15 protein-coding genes and 1 other RNA gene are annotated in these 21939 nt (G+C 38.6%); 13 read left to right on the top strand and 3 right to left on the bottom strand.

Translation table 11 applies throughout. From position 1 onward, the window contains the following. The first annotated feature begins 7 nt into the window (after positions 1 to 7). The 3 genes from D7004_RS10470 to D7004_RS10460 all read left to right on the top strand — a co-directional run bounded on the left by D7004_RS10470 (position 8) and on the right by D7004_RS10460 (position 3151). Positions 8 to 961 (top strand): ligand-gated ion channel, encoded by a 954-nt coding sequence (locus tag D7004_RS10470; RefSeq protein WP_123205813.1) that lies wholly within the window; start codon positions 8 to 10, stop codon positions 959 to 961. A gap of 83 nt (positions 962 to 1044) precedes the next feature. Continuing rightward, positions 1045 to 1410, top strand: a transfer-messenger RNA (tmRNA) gene (gene ssrA, locus D7004_RS10465). A 538-nt stretch (positions 1411 to 1948) separates the two neighbouring features. Beyond that, positions 1949 to 3151: a sensor histidine kinase gene (locus tag D7004_RS10460; RefSeq protein ID WP_208646826.1), complete on the top strand. Its 1203-nt coding sequence runs from the start codon at positions 1949 to 1951 to the stop codon at positions 3149 to 3151. A gap of 694 nt (positions 3152 to 3845) precedes the next feature. On the opposite strand, the gene D7004_RS10455 is transcribed toward D7004_RS10460, so the two are convergent. From D7004_RS10455 to D7004_RS10445, 3 genes are read right to left on the bottom strand one after another with little or no spacing between them, the layout of a single operon-like run. Next, a complete protein-coding gene (locus D7004_RS10455; protein ID WP_123205812.1) occupies positions 3846 to 7079 on the bottom strand; it encodes an error-prone DNA polymerase in 3234 nt (1077 codons plus the stop codon). A gap of 24 nt (positions 7080 to 7103) precedes the next feature. Continuing rightward, on the bottom strand, positions 7104 to 8600 hold the full coding sequence (locus tag D7004_RS10450) for a Y-family DNA polymerase (RefSeq protein ID WP_123205811.1): 1497 nt from the start codon (positions 8598 to 8600) through the stop codon (positions 7104 to 7106). Next, complete coding sequence (locus tag D7004_RS10445) at positions 8597 to 9352, bottom strand: ImuA family protein (RefSeq protein WP_208646825.1); 756 nt, start codon at positions 9350 to 9352, stop codon at positions 8597 to 8599. Before D7004_RS10445 ends, D7004_RS10450 begins: the two co-directional genes overlap by 4 nt. 410 nt (positions 9353 to 9762) lie before the next feature. Here D7004_RS10445 and D7004_RS10440 point away from each other — a divergent pair, with 410 nt between their 5' ends. The 10 genes from D7004_RS10440 to D7004_RS10390 all read left to right on the top strand — a co-directional run bounded on the left by D7004_RS10440 (position 9763) and on the right by D7004_RS10390 (position 21349). Continuing rightward, positions 9763 to 10236 carry a DinB family protein gene (locus D7004_RS10440; protein ID WP_123205810.1) on the top strand — a complete coding sequence of 158 codons (474 nt, stop codon included), beginning with the start codon at positions 9763 to 9765 and terminating at the stop codon, positions 10234 to 10236. A gap of 24 nt (positions 10237 to 10260) precedes the next feature. Next, complete coding sequence (locus D7004_RS10435; RefSeq protein ID WP_123205809.1) at positions 10261 to 10647, top strand: VOC family protein; 387 nt, start codon at positions 10261 to 10263, stop codon at positions 10645 to 10647. A 1183-nt stretch (positions 10648 to 11830) separates the two neighbouring features. Then, positions 11831 to 12508, top strand: coding sequence for a response regulator transcription factor (locus D7004_RS10425; RefSeq protein ID WP_123205808.1), 678 nt, complete (start codon positions 11831 to 11833; stop codon positions 12506 to 12508). Further along, the gene (locus D7004_RS10420) at positions 12505 to 13767 is read left to right on the top strand and encodes a sensor histidine kinase (protein WP_123205807.1); all 1263 of its coding nucleotides are present in this window, start codon (positions 12505 to 12507) and stop codon (positions 13765 to 13767) included. The genes D7004_RS10425 and D7004_RS10420 overlap by 4 nt, the downstream gene beginning before the upstream one ends. A gap of 51 nt (positions 13768 to 13818) precedes the next feature. Beyond that, positions 13819 to 14226 (top strand): hypothetical protein, encoded by a 408-nt coding sequence (locus D7004_RS10415; RefSeq protein WP_123205806.1) that lies wholly within the window; start codon positions 13819 to 13821, stop codon positions 14224 to 14226. Between the two features lie 2 nt (positions 14227 to 14228). Further along, positions 14229 to 15023, top strand: a complete 795-nt coding sequence (locus tag D7004_RS10410; RefSeq protein ID WP_123205805.1) for a phosphatase PAP2 family protein — start codon at positions 14229 to 14231, stop codon at positions 15021 to 15023. A 125-nt stretch (positions 15024 to 15148) separates the two neighbouring features. Next, positions 15149 to 16285, top strand: a complete 1137-nt coding sequence (locus tag D7004_RS10405; RefSeq protein WP_123205804.1) for a TolC family protein — start codon at positions 15149 to 15151, stop codon at positions 16283 to 16285. Continuing rightward, positions 16285 to 17211, top strand: coding sequence for an HlyD family efflux transporter periplasmic adaptor subunit (locus D7004_RS10400; protein WP_123205803.1), 927 nt, complete (start codon positions 16285 to 16287; stop codon positions 17209 to 17211). The genes D7004_RS10405 and D7004_RS10400 overlap by 1 nt, the downstream gene beginning before the upstream one ends. 2 nt (positions 17212 to 17213) lie before the next feature. Next, entirely contained in the window at positions 17214 to 20252 is a 3039-nt protein-coding gene (locus D7004_RS10395) for an efflux RND transporter permease subunit (protein WP_123205802.1), read from the top strand. Between the two features lie 86 nt (positions 20253 to 20338). Next, positions 20339 to 21349 carry a YncE family protein gene (locus D7004_RS10390; protein WP_123205801.1) on the top strand — a complete coding sequence of 337 codons (1011 nt, stop codon included), beginning with the start codon at positions 20339 to 20341 and terminating at the stop codon, positions 21347 to 21349. Positions 21350 to 21939 lie beyond the last annotated feature (590 nt).

Here is a 21939-nt window from a genome sequence, read left to right as displayed (position 1 = left end):
AAAAGCCATGAAATTCATCCCCATATTTATATTACTGAACTGCTTTTTGCTATCGGCTTTTTGTCAGGATGAAAAACCAGACACGGTTAAAACCGGCATCTACGTAACCAGCATACATGATATTAATTTTAAGGATAAAGAGTATAGTGTAAACTTCTGGTTGTGGTTAAAGTATAAAAATAAAGATTTCGATTTTTTAAATAATCTAGAAATTCCTCAAGCAAAAGAAGTAACAAAGTCTTTTTCAACTATTGATAGTAGCGGTAATCACATTTACATGCTGATGAAGCTGCAGTGTGTAATGAAAGATTCTTGGGCAATAGATAACTTTCCTTTTGACCATCAAATTTTAAGGTTATCCATAGAAAACTCACAATACGATTCAAAGTCGTTAATATTTATTCCTGATACTTTGGGCAAACCGTACGACCCCAGATTTACATTGCGAGGCTGGAACATCGATAGCTTAGTTACATCAGCAGGTATTAAAAAATATGAAACTGCTTTTGGCGATGAAAGTATAAGAACGCCACATACCGAATACAGTAATTACAAAGTTAGAATTGGCATTAGCAGAGATGCGTTTGGCTTATTTTGCAAAATGTTTTTGGGGATGTACGTTGCGTTCTTGATTTCATTTATGTGCTTTTACATACACGCAGATAGCATCGACTCGAGGTTTGGGTTAAGTGTAGGTTCGCTATTTGCCGTAATAGGTAATAAATATATTATTGATGGTTCATTGCCCGATACGATAACTTTTACACTTGTAGATACCTTGCATGGAATTACGTTGGTGTTTATTTTAATTGTGATAGTTTCTACAGCTATTTCATTGAGGATGATAAAGAAAGGAAAAGTAGAAGACGCCAGCAAATTTGATAAGCGCTTTGCTATGGTTTTGCTGGGCATTTATATTTTACTAAACGCCTTTTTCATTATACAATCCATCAATGCTTAATTGTATTTAATTAGCAAACATGCTTGTATTTTTTGTACATTTGCAGTCCTGTTTAACGAAAAATAATTTTACAGGATATAATTGGGGCCGTTCTTGGATTTGACAGGGTGGCGAAGGTTATGTTAGCATGCAGTGCGTTGTACGGAGAGCACTTAAAGTGAACGTTCACATTTTAGTTGGCGAAAATACTTACGCCTTAGCTGCCTAGTTTAGAACTAGCTAGCTTTTGTCCCTCTAACTGCTGCATTGTTGGGTTAGAAACCGGGGCATCGAAACAACAAAGCTGGCCTTGAGGAGATACGACTTAAGGTGAGATAAAGTATCTAAGGATTTAAATAAGGTCGGTTTTCAGCCCGTTTATTTCCCGAAAATCAATTGAAAAATAAGCATGTAGAAGGTATAATTTATCTCACAACTGGACAAGGGTTCGACTCCCTTCGGCTCCACTGGAATCAGTAATAAAATTCACCAAAAAAAATTAAAAGCCTGCAAATCAGATATTTGCAGGCTTTTTGTTTTTGTGATTTAGTGGCTTTTTTGTCAAAATATGGCATTTGCGAGGTGAGTAAAAAGGTGAGTCAATGAAAAATTAAATCGACTCACCTTTAAGGGGTTAATTAATTGATATACAGTTGGTTAATTTAATGAACATCATGATTTTTTTGATGCAAATCTTAAATTTATTTACGATACATTTTATGATGAACAATTTCAGTTTAATCTTTTTCCAAAAAAGAGGAAAAAAAACATTGGTGAGCTGAATTTAGATCATAATCCATCAAGGGCATCGCAATAGTAATTATAGCCTGTAGTATTAAAATGGGATTACTGATAAGATATAACACGATTATAAAATGACTTACATTTTTATTTTAGTGTGATAATTATAACTTTGATAGTTAAACATATAAAGAAAATGCTCTAATCACAATTGGTTTTCGCGTTATATAATTAGACTTAAATTTGAATCTTTCTCGTATAAATAAAATGGCAGATGAACAAATAGTTTTTCCAAACAATGAATTTGAACGACTTATTAGGCTGTCAGAACTAGACCTGGATTTCACCGCGTTAGAAGTATCATTTGAAGATCTTACCCGTTTAGCTGTAAAGGTAACTGGGACGCAAATGTCCTTAGTCAATATCATCGATGCTCACACGCAATGGACGCTGGATGATTTAGGACTTGGGGTAAAGCAAGCGCCGCGAGAAAATTCTGTCTGCCAATACGCGATTATGTCAGACATGCCTCTTGAAATCAGTGATTTGAGGATTGATGAGCGTTTCACTTCTAGAGATTTTGTGGAGCGTCTCGATGGCCTTCGCTATTATATTGGAATTCCTCTACAGTTGGAAAGTGGCATTAACATTGGCACCTTATGCGTTTTAGATAGCGAAGTCAAATCACTAACTCCCGAAAAAGTTGAAATTCTGCTAATCATTGCAGAAACGGTCGTAGAAAGACTTAAATCGATGCAAAAAATTCAGTCATTAAACGCTAGTCTTCATGAGGCATACCTTTCGAAAAAACAAGCAGCACACGATATAAGGGGACCACTATCTGGCATAATTGGGCTTTCCGAATTAATCAATAAAAAAGGTATGTCCTCTAAAGTAGAAGGTCTGTTGCAATACATCAGCATGATCGAGAAAAGCGGTAGGTCACTACTTGATCTTACTGATGAAATAATGTCTGAAGATAATAAAAGTCCTGTAGATGATCTTGAACTGAGCCTTTCTTTATTCAAGGAAAAATTACTCAGACTATATCAGACTCAAGCTAAATCAAAGGGAATACAGTTTACAGTTAATGTTGATTCTGGTAATGAGTCAGTTCGCTTTTCCAAAAATAAGTTGCTAGCAATCGTAGGAAACCTTATTTCAAATGCTATAAAGTTTACCCCAAATGGTGGAATTGTTACAGTAACACTTGTACTAGCACTTATCTTGGAAGAAAAGTTACTTGAAATTATTGTATCTGACAATGGACAGGGAATGCCAGAAAAAGCAATTCAACAAATTTTAGATGGAAAAGCCGAAACAACATCTGGAACCAGTGGTGAAAAAGGTTATGGATTTGGCTTAAAGTTAGTGAAGGAGTTGGTTGTTTCATTAAATGGACAAATTACTTTAAGCTCTGATTTCCAGAGAGGCACCGAATTCAAAATACTTCTTTCGCAACTTATTTAACTGTTATGAATAATAAATTTTTTATGCCTGCTGCATAAAATTTTTATTGTAAAATTAAAAAAGTAATAAGAATTAATTTTGCATGATATAAGATGTAAAAAAAATCATAAAGTACATCCGAATTTTCGGATTATACATTTTCTCGGACAATTGATTTTTTAATTTTATGTGAATCGGCAACCAAGTTGGCTATTACTAACCAGATAAAAATTACGTGGATTCAAATGACCTTTTTTTAAAAGATTGATAATGCTTATGAGGAAGCGCGGATAATTCTTTAGCATCGCTAGCAGAAATTTAAAACTGCCCGAAAGCAATTTTTATAACCAAAATAAACCTATTGCAAAGATTAACCTCATTATAATACTGGGCGTAATTAATTTGATAGCGTTCTCCTATCTGATTTTGATAATTTATGATACCTCAAAAAGAAATAGGTTTTGTATCGATTTTCTTAAAGATGTATATTCATAAGTTCCTGCGTCAGCAAACCAACCAAATAGGCGTGGCATCACCCGTTTGTCGTACATCCTTATAACTTTATGCGACCAAGGCGTTTCAAAATAAACCTTTCCATTTATCGTAATTCCAGTTTAGCATCTAATATATCGAGCAAATATTCCAGTATTTATATTAGAATGCCTTTAACTGTTCGCATTCGGAAAGAAAAAGATAACTATTCCATATTATTTAATCATCTAAAATTTCTGCCTCCGTGAAAGGCTTCCTTGGTTTCTATGTTTCCTACCTGAGATCTTTTTTCAGCTGGGGGATAAGGCGGAGATTTTTCATCCGAGCGGGAGAGTGTCAGGATTGGCAATTGTTCATCATCTGCCTGAGCTGTCATTCCCTTTAACAACTTGGTAAAATCAAAACATTTTGAAACGATTACGTTCACCACCTCGCCCTCTTTCTGTACTTTCCCCTCCACCATCAGTAGCTTGGAATGCAGAATTTCTTTGCGGTAGGTTTCAAAGAGCTTTTCAAATACAACAAGATTTGAAAACCCGGTTTCATCCTCGATGGAGATAAAGCACACCCCGCCTGCAGTTCCCGGGCGCTGGCGCACAATGACAAGGCCGGCAACCTTGGCAATCCTTCCGTCTTGAGTATCTCTGATTTCTTGGGAAGATTTTACGTTGAACATTTTTAGTTTCTCTCGTACCAAACTCACCGGATGTGCTTTAAGTGATAATGCGGTAGAGGCATAATCCTGAACAACGTGTTCACCCTTGCTCATTAAAGGAAGCTCGATCTGTTGTTCTTTTTCGGATTCCGAAGGCTGTCCTTCAAACAACGCAACCGGCCTATCCTTCAGTGCTGATACTTCCCAAAGCGCCTGCCTGCGGTCCATTCCCATCGAACGAAAAGCATCTGCATCGGCGAGCCTTTCCAGTGCAGCCATCGAAACTCCTGCATCCAGCAGTGAATGCAAATTACGATAGCCTGTCTTCCTGCTCAAAACCAATGCTTCGATGTCATCTTCACGAATGCCGCTGATTTGTCTAAATCCCAAACGTAAGGCGCAATACTTTTCTGATTTTTCCTGTAAGGTATTATCCCAAAAGGAAACGTTCACATCTATTTCCCGAACTTCTACGCCGTGGTTTCTTGCATCAATTACAAGCTGTGCAGGCTGATAAAAGCCCATAGGCATGGAGTTCAGGATTGCACAGGCAAATACATCGGGATAATAACATTTTAGCCAGCAGGATACATAAACTAGGAGTGCAAAACTTGCTGCATGACTCTCAGGAAATCCATAGGAACCAAATCCTTCGAGCTGCCTGAATACCCGTTTTGCAAATTCTTCTGTATAGCCCCGCGAGGTCATTCCATCAACCAGTTTCTTTTCAAACTTAGTTACCATCCCGTGAACTTTAAAGGTGGCCATGCTTCTCCGGAGTTCATCCGCTTCGGCCGGGGTAAAGCCGGCGGCAACGATGGCTATTTTCATTGCCTGTTCCTGAAATAGTGGAACGCCGAGCGTTTTACCTAAAATATCTTTCAGTTCCTTCGACGGATATTCTACTGGCTCTTCGCCATTTCGTCGCCTTAAATAGGGGTGCACCATATCACCTTGTATGGGTCCTGGACGAACGATGGCCACCTCGATAACCAGGTCGTAGAAGCGTTTTGGACGCAACCTCGGTAGCATTTGCTGCTGCGCCCGGCTTTCAATCTGGAAAACGCCAATGGTATCGGCTGCACTTATCATTTCATAAACCTTCGGATCATCTTCTTTATTAATCGAGGCGAGCGTTAGGTTCAGGTCATAATGTTTTTTCGCCAAATCAAATCCCTTACGGATGCAGGTAAGCATGCCCAAAGCGAGTACATCAATCTTTAAAAAACCAAGCGCATCGATGTCGTCTTTGTTCCATTCGATATTGGTACGGTTTTCCATACGGGCATGGAAAATTGGGCAGAGGTCGGTGAGTTTACCTCTTGTAATTACAAAGCCTCCGGTATGCTGACCGAGCTGACGAGGAAAGCCCATCATCTGGCGAGTCAGGTTTAGTACTTTTACCAGCAGCGGATCCCTGGGATTCAATCCCTGCTCAGTTACGCGATTACTTTCAAACCATTCATCGGTAAATTCCCAAATGGAGGCCGACAATCTGTCGATCGTATCAGTAGACAAACCCATTGCCTTGCCTACATCCCGAAGCGCTCCCTTTTGATGGAGCTGGGTAACGGTGGCAACAATTGCTGCCCGGTCTCTTCCATATTTATTGTAGATGTACTGGATGACTTCTTCCCGGCGTTCGTGTTCAAAATCTACATCGATATCAGGTGGTTCATTGCGGGCTGAGGAAATAAATCGCTCAAAAAGTAGATCGAATTTTGTCGGATCGACCGAGGTAATGCCAAGACAGTAACATATGGTGGAGTTTGCCGCAGAGCCGCGACCCTGGCATAAAATCTTTTGTTCCCTTGCGAACTTAACAATATCATAAACGGTGAGGAAATAAGAGGCATAGTTCATTTCCTTTACAAATTTCATTTCGTGGTTGATGTTATCAATTACCTTTTGTGGCAGAGGAAGACCAAACATTTCTTCTGCGCCTTTCCAGGTCAGAAATTCGAGTTCTTCTTGCGGCTCGCGGTCGCCAGAAAGGATTTCCTCCGGATATACATATTCTAAAGCATCTAATGTAAACTGGCATTTTTCGGCAATGATTAACGTATTTTCAATTGCCTTAGGATAGGGGCGGAACAATCGCTGCATTTCTTCAATCGGTTTCAGATGTCTTTCAGCGTTCATCATTAGGCGAAAACCTGCATTCTGAATGGTGCATTTCTCGCGGACGCAGGTTAAAATATCCTGCAATTCCCTTCTTTCTACGTGATGGTAATACACATCATTGGTCGCTACCATTGGCACGTTCAGCTTTTTGCTCAGTTCATCTAGCCTGAACAATCGTTTCTGGTCTTGGCCCTGGTAGCTACGGTTGGCGGCCAGGTATAGGGAAGAACCTAGGTTTTCTTTGTATTCCTTTAAGGCTTTGGGGAAACTGAGTTCAAAATCAAAGCCCTTACCTAAAGCATCGGGTGGAATGGTGATAAAAATAATATCTTCCTTATTTGCAAAAACATCAGCTTTGTACAGGTAACACTTACCTTTTTCTGCCCGGAAGTTACCTTCACTAAGCATTGCAGAGAGCCTGCCATAGGATTCGCGGTTGGTTGGATAGGCGAGAAGGCTTGGCCCATCCAGCAAATCCAGTCGACAGGCAGGAATGATTTCAATGTTGTGTTTTCTTGCAGCTGAATGCGCACGTACTATTCCCGCCATGGTGTTCACGTCGGTAATGGCGATTTTAGGGTAGCCGAAAAGTGCTGCCTGTTCAATCAGTTCTTCAGGATGGGAGGCGCCTCTTAAAAAACTGAAGTTGGAAGTAACCTGTAGTTCGCAGTAGCCCATAATCTTTTTCTCCTATATCTTTATTTATGCAAAAAATCCGTGCAGGAACCATGCAGAATGTTCCTCATGGTAGTGACCTGACCTAAATACCCAGTAACGCCTGCCTTTGTCATCTTCAAGGATGTAATAATCACGATGCTCGCCCGGTTCCAACCACCATTCCCGCTCTATGCGTTCCGGGCCGTCCGCTTTTCTAACCAGGTGAAGTTCATCTTTGTAGCGAAAGTTCATGGGCGGGTAATCAGGAATTGGGGCAGTAACCTGAATGGATGCCGGTTTATGAAGCATTTCCATTGGTCGGGGATTTGATTTTTGCCATTTGATTTCCGTTTTTTCTTCTAACGATACCGCTGGGCGGAGGGAGCGTTCTGGCCAGTAGTGCGCCTGTGGTATATATCTTCTAATGGCCTGTGGTCCGACCTTTATGGCAAGCCTGTCAAGCAGTTGAGCTAAGTTTTGGTCAGCCAGACCAGGTTTTCCGCTCCAGAGCTTTTCCTGTGTGATGTGCACTGGTTCTGTCTTGGTGGCGGTTAATATAAAAAGTTCGATGCCAAGATCTGGTTCTATCTGGTCGATCTTAAGCTCAAATAGTTTAGCCAAATGTGGTACCTGATGGGTTGGTTGGTTGGTGCCGATTTTGGTTTCGGTTATGCGGCCATCTAGCCTGTATCCTTTAAGTTCAGCCGATCTTATCCCCAGTCCTTCTTTTGCAAGTCTTTCACAAAGTGTATCGAGTAGTTTTTCTATTGCTATTTCAATGCCTGTTTTGGTAGATATAGGTTCCAAACAAAAAAGCCTTTCCTCGAATGGTGCTTTAACGATAATGGGTGTAATGGTTTCTTCCTCAGTGCCAAGGGCCTGACCAAGGCGGAGCAGTAATTCCTGTCCAAACCTTCTGCGTAGCATCGATGCAGGCAATTGTATGAATTTTCCGATCTTATCGAAACCGAGTTTATGCAGTCGTTGAATGTTATGCTGTTCCAGGCGCAATGCCATAGGCGGTAAATTGAGCAAGGCATTGTATTGCTGACCGGGTTGGATAATAGGAGATTTTCTGCCCAGCCTGGCTATTGCCCAAGAAGTACCAATGGTATCTGAAATAGAACCACAACAATTGTAGCCGGATTCTTTAAGCTTAGATAAAATCGTTTCCAGATACTTTTCTTCACCGCCTAGTAAATGACTGCATCCGCTGGAGTCCAGAATGATTCCGTCGGGCAAATCAAGGGAAACTATTGGTGAATAACGTATGGCCCACTTTGCAATTCTTACCAGTAATTTTTTATTGAAGTCTGGTTTGTCATCAAAGGCCAGGATATCCGGCACAAGTGCCTTAGCATCAGCCAGTACGGTGTTTGCAAAGATGCCATGTTTTTCTGCCTCTCTGGATGAGGCGGTAACCATAATGCGGTTGCTTTGGGACATAGTAAATACATAGACCTTGTCTTTTAGCTCCGGTTTTTTTATGGCTAGATAATCTGTCAGCAAATTTGTGAAATATATGGCTAAGTACCTGCTCATGCGGTAAGCCCCCTTTCTGTAAGTACGGTGGTGTGTGGTTGAACGTCTGTGTCTGAGATTTCAAATTGAGTAAACCTATCTTCTGCCCATTCGATATAGAATTTACCGCCTTCGCCATTTTTTACCTTTAACAGGTTTACCTCCCATCTTGGGTTGCCAACGCCAGGTATTCCATCCGATATTTCGGTAGGTTGGGGCGTAATCTGCCATCTTGCGGTGCAAGCTGTTGCAGAAAGTTTGCGCTTAGGTTCTTTTCGAAGGAGTATTCCGGTTACGTGACTTTTCTCTGTGGCCAGTTGCAGTCTTCTGCTTTGTGCAAAATCAATATCCTGGAGTTCAGCGATTACGCAGGCCAAGCCTTCACATTTCAGCGCTTCTTCCATAACCCATAAGATTTCTTTGGTGTAGTAAAGGTCTAGGAAAATGATCTGCTGTGGATCTACTCCAAAGGCTTCAAGCGATGGCGGAAAAAGTTTTCGGTTCCTGCTGATCCAAAGACAGGAATTTCCATTTTCCATGAGCTTTGCAAGGAGCCCGGCAATAAAGCCTTCACTGGCTGCTGCATCCTCGGGATGTTCAGCTATAAATTCATGAATGGTGCCAGTAGGAAAAACCTTGTTCGGAAAGCAGGCTTCTATCGGACCAAGACCAAAGCCCTCACCAAGAGCAATAGGGGTAGGTTTGAATCCCTGCGCTGCAGAGATCTGCTGTCTAAGCTGAGTTAATATTTCCTGTTTTTCCGCTGTCATCATTAATTTCTTACACTATTAGTTTGCATAAGAATTTAGTAACAACAAATGTATTACTAAAACTGTTAGTATTTACTAACAATTTTAGTATAATTATTAACACTTAAATTAGTGTTGTGATAGCCATTTAACTATCAAAAGCCAATAATTCTGGCGTACTAACTATTCATCCCCGAAAGGCAGAATCGATGGTTTTTTCAATGCCATTAATATAGTGTTAAAACCTGTCGAAAAATTTTGACTTAAAATATTTTCCTTTTGGTATCGAAACTTTCTGAAAGATTATCCAGATTTTTAAAGTTCATGTTAAAAAATAAAATAAGTTATATTCCGGAGTAATATACTTGATTTGAATCTTAAGAAAACTGAAGTCAGATATATTTGTTTGTTTATAAAGCAATTACAAATTTAATATGGAAAACAATGAATTATTAATTTCCGAATTAAAAACGTTACTAAACGGTGGTGGCGCACATGTCGGCCTTAAAGACGCTATTGAAGGTTTACCTTTTAATCTATTGGGCGAAAAACCGTTTAAACTTCCTTACAGCATTTGGCAATTGGTTGAACATATTCGAATCGCCCAATGGGATATGCTCGAATTTAGTAAAGATGGCAATCATAAATCGCCAAAATGGCCTGATGAATATTGGCCAAAAGCATCGGAACCAAAAGACGAACAAGAATGGCACAATTGTTTAATACAAATTGATGAAGATTTAGAGGCATTCTTAGAACTCATAGAATCATCTGATTTATATCAGGAAATTCCAAATGGTAACGGACAAAGTATACTACGAGAAGCTTTTCAAATAGCCGACCATAATGCTTATCATATCGCCGAAATTGTTATAATAAGGCGTTTAATGGATGTTTGGAAATCTTAATAAAAAAATACTAAATAAAAAGTTATGTTAAAAAACTCAAAAGCATTTAGTTCGTTTGCCGTGAACGACATTCAAAAGGCAAAAGAATTTTATCAAGATACATTAGGCTTAAAAGTTGTAGATAATCCAATGGGTCTTATCGAACTTAAAGTATTGGATTCTTCAAATATCTTGATTTATCCAAAACCCAATCATGAGCCTGCAACTTTTACGGTGCTAAATTTTCCTGTTGAGAATATAAATGATGTGGTAGATAAATTAATTGAAAAGGGTATAAGCTTCGAACAGTACGATGAGGAATATCTAAAAACAAATGAAAAAGGCATTTCAAGCGGAACTGGAGGACCAAGCATTGCCTGGTTTAAAGACCCATCGGGTAATATTTTATCTATTTTGGAAGTTGGCAAATAAGATAAAGTTCACTCTTCCTTTATTAAGTTACAGGTGATGACGTTGAAGTTGGTCAATCTAAGAGGTGGAAGTATAATAATAAATAGCCATTTTTTAAAATAGGATAAGTCGATGCATTATAAGATTTGTTATAAAATAATATTTATTTGACTTTTATTATACTACCCAAAGGGTTAAAAGATGGTTTATAAATAACATTATCCGCCACGCACTAAATCTTTAAAGCATTTATGGTATGTAGCGATTGATTTAATCCTAGAATGCAGCATAAGTTTTTTTCTGCAAATATGGAATTCTGAAGTACAATTGCCCTTGCTGTAATGGAATATAGCTATGAAAAGTGTAATATGGGTAGGGAGAACACGTTTATCCATTACGGTTTTTCTCAAAAAATTGTCTATCACAAATGAAGGTCTTATGAAGTCTATTTTTTATTCTTTAGCTACGGTTATGAATGATGTTTGTAATATATTCACGATATCTTCCGGCTTGTAATAAAGCGTTTTACCAATCATGCTAGCGTTAAGCGTTCCGTTTACTTTAAGATTTGCAGTGTTCCTTGTGATATATTAAAAAGTGCTCTGACCTCAGCACTTCTGAGCCATTCTGGTTTTTCTTTTGAAAGAATGCTGCACTTAAATATTGCCTATATATCTGTTAGTAAATCTTTCTTAAATATCTCCAGAACTTCCATTGTGATTAAGTCTACTTTCATAATCATTAATTTATGATGCAAATTGGTTGGTAGAATTCTTTTTTCTTGGATACGACGAACGTATACCTAACTTTTTTGATAACGAGTGTTATTTCAAATTGCGAATCGGAAAATTAGCTACTGAGATTTTTAACATTATCGGTAAACATTTAAGATTAGCGTGGTAAATTAATCACCACGCTATAATATACCACACTAAATTTTTAAATACACTTTTGAGTGAAAGCAAAATAATTGTAGAAATCATAATCATCAACAAGTTTAGCGTAAGCCTTAAAATCTTTTATATACCAATCTTGAATGAGATGCACTAAATTTGAGTATGTTGTCGGCTCATGAATATTTCACTTATAATGTGAATATTCACTTAAGCAAAGAAAAGAAGTTGATATAGAAAACTAAAAAGCCGTTTAGATTTGTAAAGGAGATTATTAGCCGCCATGAATATAAAATTTAGATTACGCAAAAATGAAAATACTGATTATTGAGGATGAGTATGCATTGTACGAAAGCATTTTTGCCTATTTCACCGGGGATGGGAATATCTGTGAATATGCTCCAAATTTCGATATAGCCAGTGAAAAGATTGAACTATATAGTTATGATTGTATCCTTTTAGACCTCGGCTTGCCTGGTGGCGAAGGACTGGACCTTCTATCGCAGTTAAAGAAATCCAATAAGAAGGATGGTGTACTTATTATATCGGCAAGGCATTCTTTGGACGACAGGCTTTCAGGACTTGATCTTGGTGCCGATGACTATTTAGTCAAGCCATTTCATCTTTCTGAATTGAAAGCAAGGGTGACTGCAATTGTACGGAGGAAAAATTTTGATGGCGATAATGTCATCTGCTTCAATGAGATTAAAGTGGATATATCTGCAATGAAGATTATAGTGAATGATAAACCCGTAATACTTACCAAAAAGGAATTTGACCTGCTGGTTTATTTCTTATCAAACAAAAATAAAGTAGTTACAAAAAACGCTATGGCCGAACATCTTTGGGGCGATGAGATGGACATGTCTGACGACTTTGATTTTATCTATACTCATGTTAAAAATCTGAAAAAGAAACTAGCCGAAGCCGGTGCGAAGGATTATATTAAATCTGTTTATGGCATTGGATATAAATTTATAGCAACATGAAGTTATCCACCCAATACAACAGGGTCAATATCCTGATATCATCAATCATATTAATTATCACAGGCGTAATTTATTATTTTTTCATCCACCTTATTCTAACCAATAAGCTTGATAAAGATTTAGCCGTTGAGGAGGAGGAGATCAGGCAGTATACTAACACCTATCAAAAGCTGCCACTACCAGTAAGCTATCTGGATCAACAGGTATCTTATAGTAATTTACCTGTAAATTCAAATAATATCCGGGAATTTAGCAATACAAGCTACCTAAATCAAAAAGAGAATGAGCAGGAACCGGGCAGAACGTTAGTTACAACAGTTAATTTAAATAACAAAAACATTCAGGTCACCATCACAAAATCAAGGGTTGAATCTGAGGATCTGGTACGGGTAATTCTTCTGATAACATTAGGTGTGACGGTGATTTTGCTCGTCTCCCTTTTTTTGATTAATCGCTTCGTACTGAGCCGTCTTTGGATGCCGTTTTATAACACGCTGAAAAGGATAAAATCTTTTGAAGTGACCAAAATGGAAGCTGTTAACGGGGATCCTACAAAAATTGATGAGTTTATTGAGCTTAACCAATCGGTAGATGCAATGGCCAACCGTGTGAAGCAGGATTATAGAGAGCTCAAAAGCTTTACTGATAATGCTTCGCATGAAATGATGACCCCACTGGCTGTTATTAATTCGAAACTTGATTCGCTTTTACAGACCGAACCTTTCACTGCGCAACAGGGCGCACTATTAGAAGATATCTATCAGGCAACCGGCAGGCTTTCCCGTCTTCATCAATCCCTTCTGCTACTGGCTAAAATCGAAAACAACTTAATTATGGATTCGCAAGAGATCGATCTAAAAAATCTTGTCGAGTCTAAAGTGAGGCAATTCCAGGAACTTTTTGAAAGGAGTGGTTTAGCTACAGAAGTAAAATTGAGCAATAAAACGGTAATCATGAGCCGTTATCTAGCAGATATTGTGTTAAACAATCTTTTCAGTAACGCGGTAAGGCATAACCTGCAAGGTGGGAAAATTGTGATAGAACTCTCCGATACAGGTCTTGTTATTTCCAATACAGGAAAGAATTTTAATGAGAAAGATAGGCTCTTCGATAGGTTTTCAAAATCAAACGAATCTGAAGGCATGGGACTCGGATTAGCCATTACCAAACAAGTTTGCATCCTTTACGGATATCATATTACATATAGCCAAATGAATGATATGCATCAATTTTCCATTTTTTTTAATCCTGAAGACTAACTACAGAATTCCTACATAATTGCATAATAGTTTTGATTAAAAATGTAGATTATGAAAAAGCTTTTAGGAATTTCTTTAATGCTGTTTGGCACAGTTACCATAACACTTGCACAGAAAGTATCTGTAGCAAAAGTGCCTTCCATGGTTAAATCTACTTTCGCTAAAAATCATCCGGGTGTTAAAGTAAACTGGGAGTTAGAAAAACAAAATTATGAGGCTGGTTTTACCTTAAATGGTAAAGAAAATTCAGAGGTTTATTCTGTCAAAGGTTCTTTACTTGAAACAGAGGTTTCTATCCAATCAAGTGAACTTCCTGCGCTAGTGCTGGCCAAACTCAAAGGCATGAAAATTGCCGAGGCAACTAAAATTACCAAAGCAGATGGAGCTATAATTTACGAAGCTGAAGTTAAGGGTAAAGACCTGTTGTTTGATGCGAATGGAAACCTAATGAAACCATAATTATGGCCAAGTTTCTGTACCTGGTATTGCTGTTTATTACAGCAGCACTATCTTCATTTGCACAAAATGTCGATTCGTTAAAAAATACAATTACGCCAGATTCTTTGGGTAGGTGGTATGCTGGAAATACAATACCAAGAAAGCAATTTAAGGTGGCAACATTTATTGCACCAGCAGTTCTTATGGGTTATGGTTTTGCTGCGGTTTATGATAAGGGACCATTACAGCAGCTTGATTTGAGCACAAAGGCAGAATTGCAGGAAGACCATCCACTATTTGCAGCCCATGTAGATGATTATCTACAGTTCGCACCTGCAGCAGCTGTGTATGCATTAAATCTTTCCTGGATAAAAGGTAAACACAATCTTTTTGATGCCACTATGCTCTACGCAACTTCTGCTGCGATTATGGGTGTGTCAACTCATTTTGTTAAACAAGGCGTTGGCAGGGAGCGGCCTAATGGAAATGGTCAGAATTCTTTTCCTTCAGGCCATACTGCATCTGCTTTCATGGCTGCAGAATTCTTGCATCAGGAGTACAATGATGTAAATCCTTGGATAGGCTATGCCGGATATTTTGTGGCCACCGCAACTGGAACATTGAGATTGTACAACAACAAACACTGGTTTAGTGATGTAGTTGCAGGTGCTGGATTTGGTATTGCCTCAACCAAAATTGCCTACCTGATTTATCCTTACATGAAACAGATTTTCAATAAGAAAAAAGAGGGCAAGTTTACCCTGATGCCTTTTTACCAACCGGGTGCATCGGGTTTGATGCTCTCAGGTAGATTGTAAATTAGTTGTAGGCGATGAAAATAAGATTTAAACATTTTCTTCTCTTTGCACTCTGCTGTTCTTCTCTTTTAATACATGCACAGGAGCGAAGCAGAAATCTTGATTTTTATATTAATCAGGCTAAGATGTCAAGCCCCGTACTTAAAGATTTAGAGAATCAGCAAAAATCTGCAAGCATTGATAGTCTTATTGTGCGTGCCACAGCGAAACCACAGGCTACTGCAACATCAAGCGGTCTTTACGCACCTGTTATCCATGGTTACGGGTACGATGAAGTTTTAAGTAATGGCCAGTCATTGGATGCATTATTGAATGTAAACTACAATCTGTTTAACAAAAAACGCCTTAATAATCAATTGCAAAGCATAAAACTGCAAGTTGATTCGATTAAGTATGCGTCCCAAATGTCTGCCTTCGATTTAAATCGATCTATCGCTGAACAATATATTATTGCTTTCGCCAGTCAGGATCAGGTGAATTTTAACACTGAAGTGGTTAGCTTGTTGCAAAAGGAAGAGCAGCTGCTAAAAACCTTAACCAGGAGTAACATCTATAAACAATCTGAATATTTAACTTTTTTGGTAACACTTAAGCAACAAGAACTTGCTATGAGCCAATCTGAGTTGCAGTTTAAAAATGACCTGGCTATACTCAACTATTTGTCGGGAATTACTGATACCGCATCAGTTCGCCTTGGTGAACCAAAACTCAAGTCTGATAAGCTGTATATGGAAACGGGTTTTTTTAAACGGAAATTTCAGTTGGATAGCCTAAAAAATGAAAACGAAAAAAGTGCCATTGACCTGAATTATAAGCCCAAGCTTGGGGTCTTTGCAAACGGAGGATATAGCTCTTCATTAATGCTTCAGCCCTATAAAAATTTTGGTACAAGTGTAGGCTTTACGTTTTCGGTTCCGATATATGATGGACACCAAAAAAAAATGCAGTATAGCAAACTGAGCCTGGCATCTGAAACCATCAACATTTATCGTAATTTTTTTAGCAAGCAACAGCAGCAACAGCTCAACTTAATACGCCAACAAATTATCCAAACAGATGCCCTTTTTGGAAAAATTAATGAACAGATTAGGTTTAGCAAGGGATTAATTGATGTGGATGCCAAACTTATGCGTACCGGAGATTTACGTGTGGCTGATTTTGTAATCGCCATCAACAACTATATGTCTGCAAAAAACTTACTCCGGCAAACCACTTTCAACCGTTTAAAGCTTATCAATCAATACAATTATTGGAACCGATAATGAAAAAATACTTAAAATTAATTTTTGGCTACTTGCTGTTACTTATTGTACTTTCTTCCTGTAGTAGCCCAAGCTCTGAAACCGCCGAAGATACGCCATCTCCAGTTACGCCTGTACAAATCACATACGTAGGAGATAGTTCGCTCGCCGAATATGTTGAGCTTTCGGCAGTTTCTGCTTATCTGGAAAAGAGCTTTGTAAAGGCAAATATCAATGGTTATATTGAAAAAACAAATGTACAAACGGGTAAAAAAGTAGGCACTGGACAAAACCTTTTTACCCTGATAACCAAAGAGGCAAGGTCGATAGGAAATACTGTAAATAAACTCGACCCGGGTTTTAAATTTTCAGGCATTTCAAATATTAGGGCAGAACAAGGCGGAATTATTGTTCAGGTTAATCATCAGAAAGGCGATTATGTACAGGATGGGGAGCTTTTGGCAACTATTAGTAATCGCAACAGTTTGGTGTTTCTATTAGACCTGCCTTACGAACTCAATCAAATCATCAAGCAAAATGGAAACGTAAATGTGTTACTGCCTGATGGAACCACACTAGCTGGCACCGTTTCCGGAACCATGCCTGCCGTTGATTCTTTGGCTCAAACACAGCGATACATTATCAAAGTCCCCTCGGTAAAAGATATCCCAGAGGGATTAATTGGTAAAGTTAGATTGAGCAAGGCAAGTCATGCCAATGCTCAAGTGTTGCCTAAATCGGCTGTATTGACCAACGAAACTGAAGATGAATTTTGGGTGATGAAACTCATTAATGATTCTACAGCGGTAAAGATTAACGTTAAAAAAGGTATTGAAAATAGTAGTACGACTGAGGTATTGAGCCCGAAATTTCTGAAAACAGATAGAATTATAACCTCCGGAAACTATGGAATTGCAGATACCGCCAAGGTAAAAATTCAAAAATAGCAATGAAAAATTATTTTATCTCCCATAAGAATCCAATATTGGCGGTGCTGGTAATTATCATTGTTGGTGGTGTTTACTCTTTTCAGCAGTTAAAAACCGGCCTGTTTCCTGAAATCACTTTTCCGAAAATTAAAATAATAGCCGAGGCAGAACTGCAGCCGGTAGATAAAATGGTGGTTACCGTAACCCGCCCATTAGAAAATGCTGTAAAACAGGTGCCTAACTTACAATTGGTTAGAAGTACCACCAGCAGAGGAAGTTGCGAATTATCTGCATTCATGAATCCGGGAGCAGACATTAATTTTTCCCAACAGCAGATAGAATCGCAAATTGCTAAAATAAGTGCAAGCCTTCCTGCCGGGGTAAATATCTCGGTGGAGAAAATGAATCCTTCGATTTTGCCTGTAAGCGGATATAGTTTAGAAAGCCATAACTATTCTCCGGCAGCACTAAAAAAAATCGCTTCTTATACTGTAAAACCTTTTCTTTCTCAGGTTGCAGGTGTATCCGAAATTCGTGTAATCGGAGGGAAGAATAAGGAATTCTGGCTGGAAATGGATGTGCAAAAGATGCAAACACTTGCTATATCCCCAGAACAGATTAGCAATGCGATTTCGCAAACCAACTTTATTAAATCGAACGGCTATTTAACTGACCATAATTACCTGTATCTTTCTGTTACCGATGCCACAGTAAAAACCAAAAGCGACCTTGAAGAATTGGTATTGGCAAGAAAGGGAAACCGCACGATAAAAATTAGCGATATTGCCAAGGTAAGCATACAGCAAAGCGTTGAATACACCAGAATAAATGCTAATGGAAAAGATGGAATTCTAATTGCCGTTATCAAGCAACCCAATGCAAATCTGGTCGACCTTTCAAGCCAAATGGCAGCGAAAGTTAATCAACTCAAAAATATTCTTCCTCCGGGCATTGCAATCAGGCCTTATTACGTACAGGCTGATTTTGTTAACGAATCGGTAAACAGCGTTCGCGATAGTTTGTGGATTGGTTTAGCTTTGGCCATTGTTGTGGCCATCATTTTTCTTCGCTCATTTAAAGCCAGCGCTACCATACTCCTAACCATTCCTGTTACTTTGTGTTTAACTGTAATTGTACTTTACTGCACCGGCTACTCTTTAAATATCATGACTTTGGGTGCGATAGCTGCATCCATCGGGCTCATAATTGATGATGCCATTGTGGTAGTAGAACAAATTCATCGCACACACGAGGAACATCCCGACGAACCAACCGTTCCTTTACTTGGCCGGGCCATTCATTATCTTTTTCCGGCAATGCTTGGTTCATCCATCAGTACAATCGTAATTTTTATACCCTTTGCGCTCATGACGGGTGTTGCAGGTTCTTATTTTCAGGTGATGACCAATACCATGATCATTACATTAGTTTGCTCATTTTTTGTTACCTGGATTGGGTTGCCCGTTATTTATCTACTTTTAACCAAAGATTCACACAATAATGCTTTGGGCAAAGCGGCCGATTTACATGAGGTAAAATCCCAAAACTGGGTGCGCTACTTTATCCGGCGGCCATATATTAGCTTTATTTTTATCCTGGTACTAATTGCCTCTATTACAATTGTTTTTCCAAGGCTACAAACAGGATTTTTGCCGGAAATGGATGAGGGCAGCATCGTTTTGGATTACGCATCTCCTCCGGGCACTTCACTTGAGGAAACCGACAGAATGTTGAGGGAAGTTGAAAAGGAAATTGTTAAGATTCCGGATGTGCAGGCCTATTCTAGAAGAACCGGTACGCAAATGGGTTTTTTTATTACCGAACCTAATACAGGCGATTATCTCATTCAACTCAAAGCCAATAGAACAAAAAGTACAGATGAGACCATTTCTGACATCAGAACACATATTGAAAACACCCAACCCGCACTCAAAGTTGATTTTGGTCAGGTAATTGGCGACATGTTGGGCGATTTGATGAGTTCGACACAACCTATAGAAATAAAAATTTTTGGTAACGACCAGCAAAAACTGCAGGCGCTATCCAAACAGGTAGCCGCACTGGTTGCAAAAGTAAGCGGAACGGCCGATGTTTTTGATGGTATTGTACTTTCAGGACCCACTGTAAATATTCAGCCTAATTTTACAATGCTGGCCCAATATGGGATAATGCCGGCATCGTTTCAATTGCAGGTTCAAACTGCTTTGCAAGGTAATATTATAGGCGATTTGTATGATAAACAACAGCTTTCCCCAATTAGGATGATTTATCCTGGCAGTAGAAAATTTAGTATTTCTGATATTTCGAAGATGAAGATTTTTCTACCTGATGGCACCGCAATTCCGATTCAAAACCTTGCCAGGGTTGAACTTAAACCAGGAAGTGCTGAAGTAGAACGTGAGAACCTGCAAACCATAGGTGCAATTACCGCCAGATTAGATAACAGAGATTTGGGGAGTGTAATGAAAGATATTCAGGTATCTGTAAAATCGAAAGTGAACCTGCCATCAGGCTATCATATCGAATACGGTGGCGCGTATAAAGAACAACAGCAATCTTTTTCTGAATTACTTACCATCCTTATCGCATCAAGTTTGCTGGTTTTTAGTGTAATTTTATTTCTTTTTAAAGATTTCAAGATTGCTTTTTTAATTCTATTAATTTCCGTCCTAGGGATTACAGGCAGTTATTTAGCGCTTTTTGTAACCGATACCCCATTAAATGTTGGCAGCTACACCGGGTTAATTATGATAGTTGGCATTATTGGCGAAAATGCAATTTTTACCTTTTTGCAGTTTAAAGAATCTTTGCATGATAAAGGTGTAGATGATGCAATTACTTTCGCCATTTCAACAAGATTAAGGCCCAAATTAATGACTGCTTTAGGGGCGATCATTGCGTTAATGCCATTGGCACTAGGCATTGGTGCAGGCGCACAACTTCATCAACCCCTGGCAATTGCTGTAATCGGTGGTTTTTTAGTTGCATTGCCATTGCTACTTATTGCACTTCCAAGCCTTATACATAAGTTTTATTCCAAAAATTCAACTCAAAAATAAAATGAAACCACCATGATTTTCAAAATCAACCAACGGAATGATCAAATCATGGCAGCTTAATCATAAAAGAAAACAAATTTAAACAGATGAAAAAGAAAATTCTAATGCTGGCTGTGTTGGCTGTAAGTTGCTTATTGGTAAATGCCCAGAAGAAAACGGGTATGCATTTATTGGCCACACACGCCATAGGGAGTAACGGCGGATGGGATTATTTGACTGTCGATCAAAAGAACAATAACCTTTTTGTTTCTCACGGAAATCAGGTAAATGTCTTGAACAAAAATACTGGCGATTCAGTTGGTGTAATTCACAATACGCAAGGTGTGCACGGAATAGCCATTGCAAATGCTTTGGGCAAAGGTTATACAACCAATGGCAAGACAGCAACATGTACTGTTTTCGATTTAAGAAACCTCACTGTGATAACGCAAATTAATGTTGGCCAAAACCCTGATGCGACCTTTTCTGATGACTATTCGCAGAAAGTATTTGTATTCAACGGAAAAAGCCATGATGCCACTGTTATCGACCCACAAACAGATAGAGTTGTAGCAACTATTCCACTAGGTGGAAAACCAGAGGCTGGGGTGTCTGACGGAAAAGGAAAAATTTACGTAAACATTGAAGACACCAATGAAATTGTTTGTTTAGATAGCAAGAGCTTTGTGGTGCTATCCCGCTATAAACTTATTGGTGGCGAAGAACCAACAGGACTGGCAATTGACCGGGTTACGTCAAGATTATTCACGGTTTGTTCTAATAAGGTGATGCTTGTTTTGGATGCTAAAACAGGTAAACACATAGCTAAATTACCAATTGGTGATGGTTCGGACGGTGTGGTTTTCGATGCGACATCAAAACTAGCCTACAGCTCAAATGGAGAAGGAACTATAACAGTGGTTAGAGAAGTTTCAGCTGATAAATTTGTAGTTGAAGAAACTATAAAGTCTGAGCCAGGAGCTAGAACAATTGCCCTTGATACGGTTACCCACCATTTTTTTCTTCCAACGGCAACCTTCGAAAAAAGCACTACTGAAGGACAAAAACGCCCTAAAATGATCCCAGGTACTTTCCGGGTTCTTCAGTATGGTAAATAGGTATTTATGAACCATTAAAAATGATCATACAGCGCTTTAATATCCTATAATTTTATAGGAAGGTTGTGATATTTTAAGAATTTTTTCATATCAGTGAATCGGTGCCAAAATTGCCATGCAGGTGTCGTGGCAATTTTACTTATTATTTAAGTTTGGTACACAATTTCTATAATTATTAATCAATGCCTCTGCCACAATTTTGGGATCTTGCTGGTGAATTCCATGGCTATAATATTAATGGCATGATGCTAATCACTAATTTATATGCAGATTTTACCTGCGCATCTTAGTAATAGAGTTGCTTCCAATTAACTATCGAATAAGTTTTAAATTACGTTAGTTAATTAAGTCCTTTTATATTTTACAATTTGAATTTAGCTCAATAAAAATTTTCTCTTATTAAAATCTGATGGATTGGGAGATAAATGTGATGAATAGAGTTCTGTAAAATTTCGGGAAGGTAAAATCTGGATATTCTGGAGCATGTTGACCCCTCAATTATGTTTTCCAATTCCGGTTTACGGTAAAACCATTTAAAGCTTTTACTGACATTCCGGCGGATGCTGACCCCACCCTTGGGTATTAAACAA

The sequence above is a fragment of the Pedobacter jejuensis genome, from assembly GCF_003725795.1.
Lineage (GTDB): Bacteria > Bacteroidota > Bacteroidia > Sphingobacteriales > Sphingobacteriaceae > Pedobacter > Pedobacter jejuensis.
This window is presented reverse-complemented; position numbering and strand designations above follow the sequence as displayed.

What these genes read in the sequence shown, in the direction of transcription:
- D7004_RS10415 (WP_123205806.1), top strand. Translation starts at nt 13,819, where the DNA reads ATGAAAAAGCTTTTAGGAATTTCTTTAATGCTGTTTGGCACAGTTACC.
- D7004_RS10405 (WP_123205804.1), top strand. Translation starts at nt 15,149, where the DNA reads ATGTCAAGCCCCGTACTTAAAGATTTAGAGAATCAGCAAAAATCTGCA.
- D7004_RS10395 (WP_123205802.1), top strand. Translation starts at nt 17,214, where the DNA reads ATGAAAAATTATTTTATCTCCCATAAGAATCCAATATTGGCGGTGCTG.
- D7004_RS10450 (WP_123205811.1), bottom strand. Translation starts at nt 8,600, where the DNA reads ATGAGCAGGTACTTAGCCATATATTTCACAAATTTGCTGACAGATTAT.
- D7004_RS10435 (WP_123205809.1), top strand. Translation starts at nt 10,261, where the DNA reads ATGTTAAAAAACTCAAAAGCATTTAGTTCGTTTGCCGTGAACGACATT.
- D7004_RS10420 (WP_123205807.1), top strand. Translation starts at nt 12,505, where the DNA reads ATGAAGTTATCCACCCAATACAACAGGGTCAATATCCTGATATCATCA.
- D7004_RS10445 (WP_208646825.1), bottom strand. Translation starts at nt 9,352, where the DNA reads ATGATGACAGCGGAAAAACAGGAAATATTAACTCAGCTTAGACAGCAG.
- D7004_RS10390 (WP_123205801.1), top strand. Translation starts at nt 20,339, where the DNA reads ATGAAAAAGAAAATTCTAATGCTGGCTGTGTTGGCTGTAAGTTGCTTA.
- D7004_RS10425 (WP_123205808.1), top strand. Translation starts at nt 11,831, where the DNA reads ATGAAAATACTGATTATTGAGGATGAGTATGCATTGTACGAAAGCATT.
- D7004_RS10470 (WP_123205813.1), top strand. Translation starts at nt 8, where the DNA reads ATGAAATTCATCCCCATATTTATATTACTGAACTGCTTTTTGCTATCG.
- D7004_RS10410 (WP_123205805.1), top strand. Translation starts at nt 14,229, where the DNA reads ATGGCCAAGTTTCTGTACCTGGTATTGCTGTTTATTACAGCAGCACTA.
- D7004_RS10460 (WP_208646826.1), top strand. Translation starts at nt 1,949, where the DNA reads ATGGCAGATGAACAAATAGTTTTTCCAAACAATGAATTTGAACGACTT.
- D7004_RS10400 (WP_123205803.1), top strand. Translation starts at nt 16,285, where the DNA reads ATGAAAAAATACTTAAAATTAATTTTTGGCTACTTGCTGTTACTTATT.
- D7004_RS10440 (WP_123205810.1), top strand. Translation starts at nt 9,763, where the DNA reads ATGGAAAACAATGAATTATTAATTTCCGAATTAAAAACGTTACTAAAC.
- D7004_RS10455 (WP_123205812.1), bottom strand. Translation starts at nt 7,079, where the DNA reads ATGGGCTACTGCGAACTACAGGTTACTTCCAACTTCAGTTTTTTAAGA.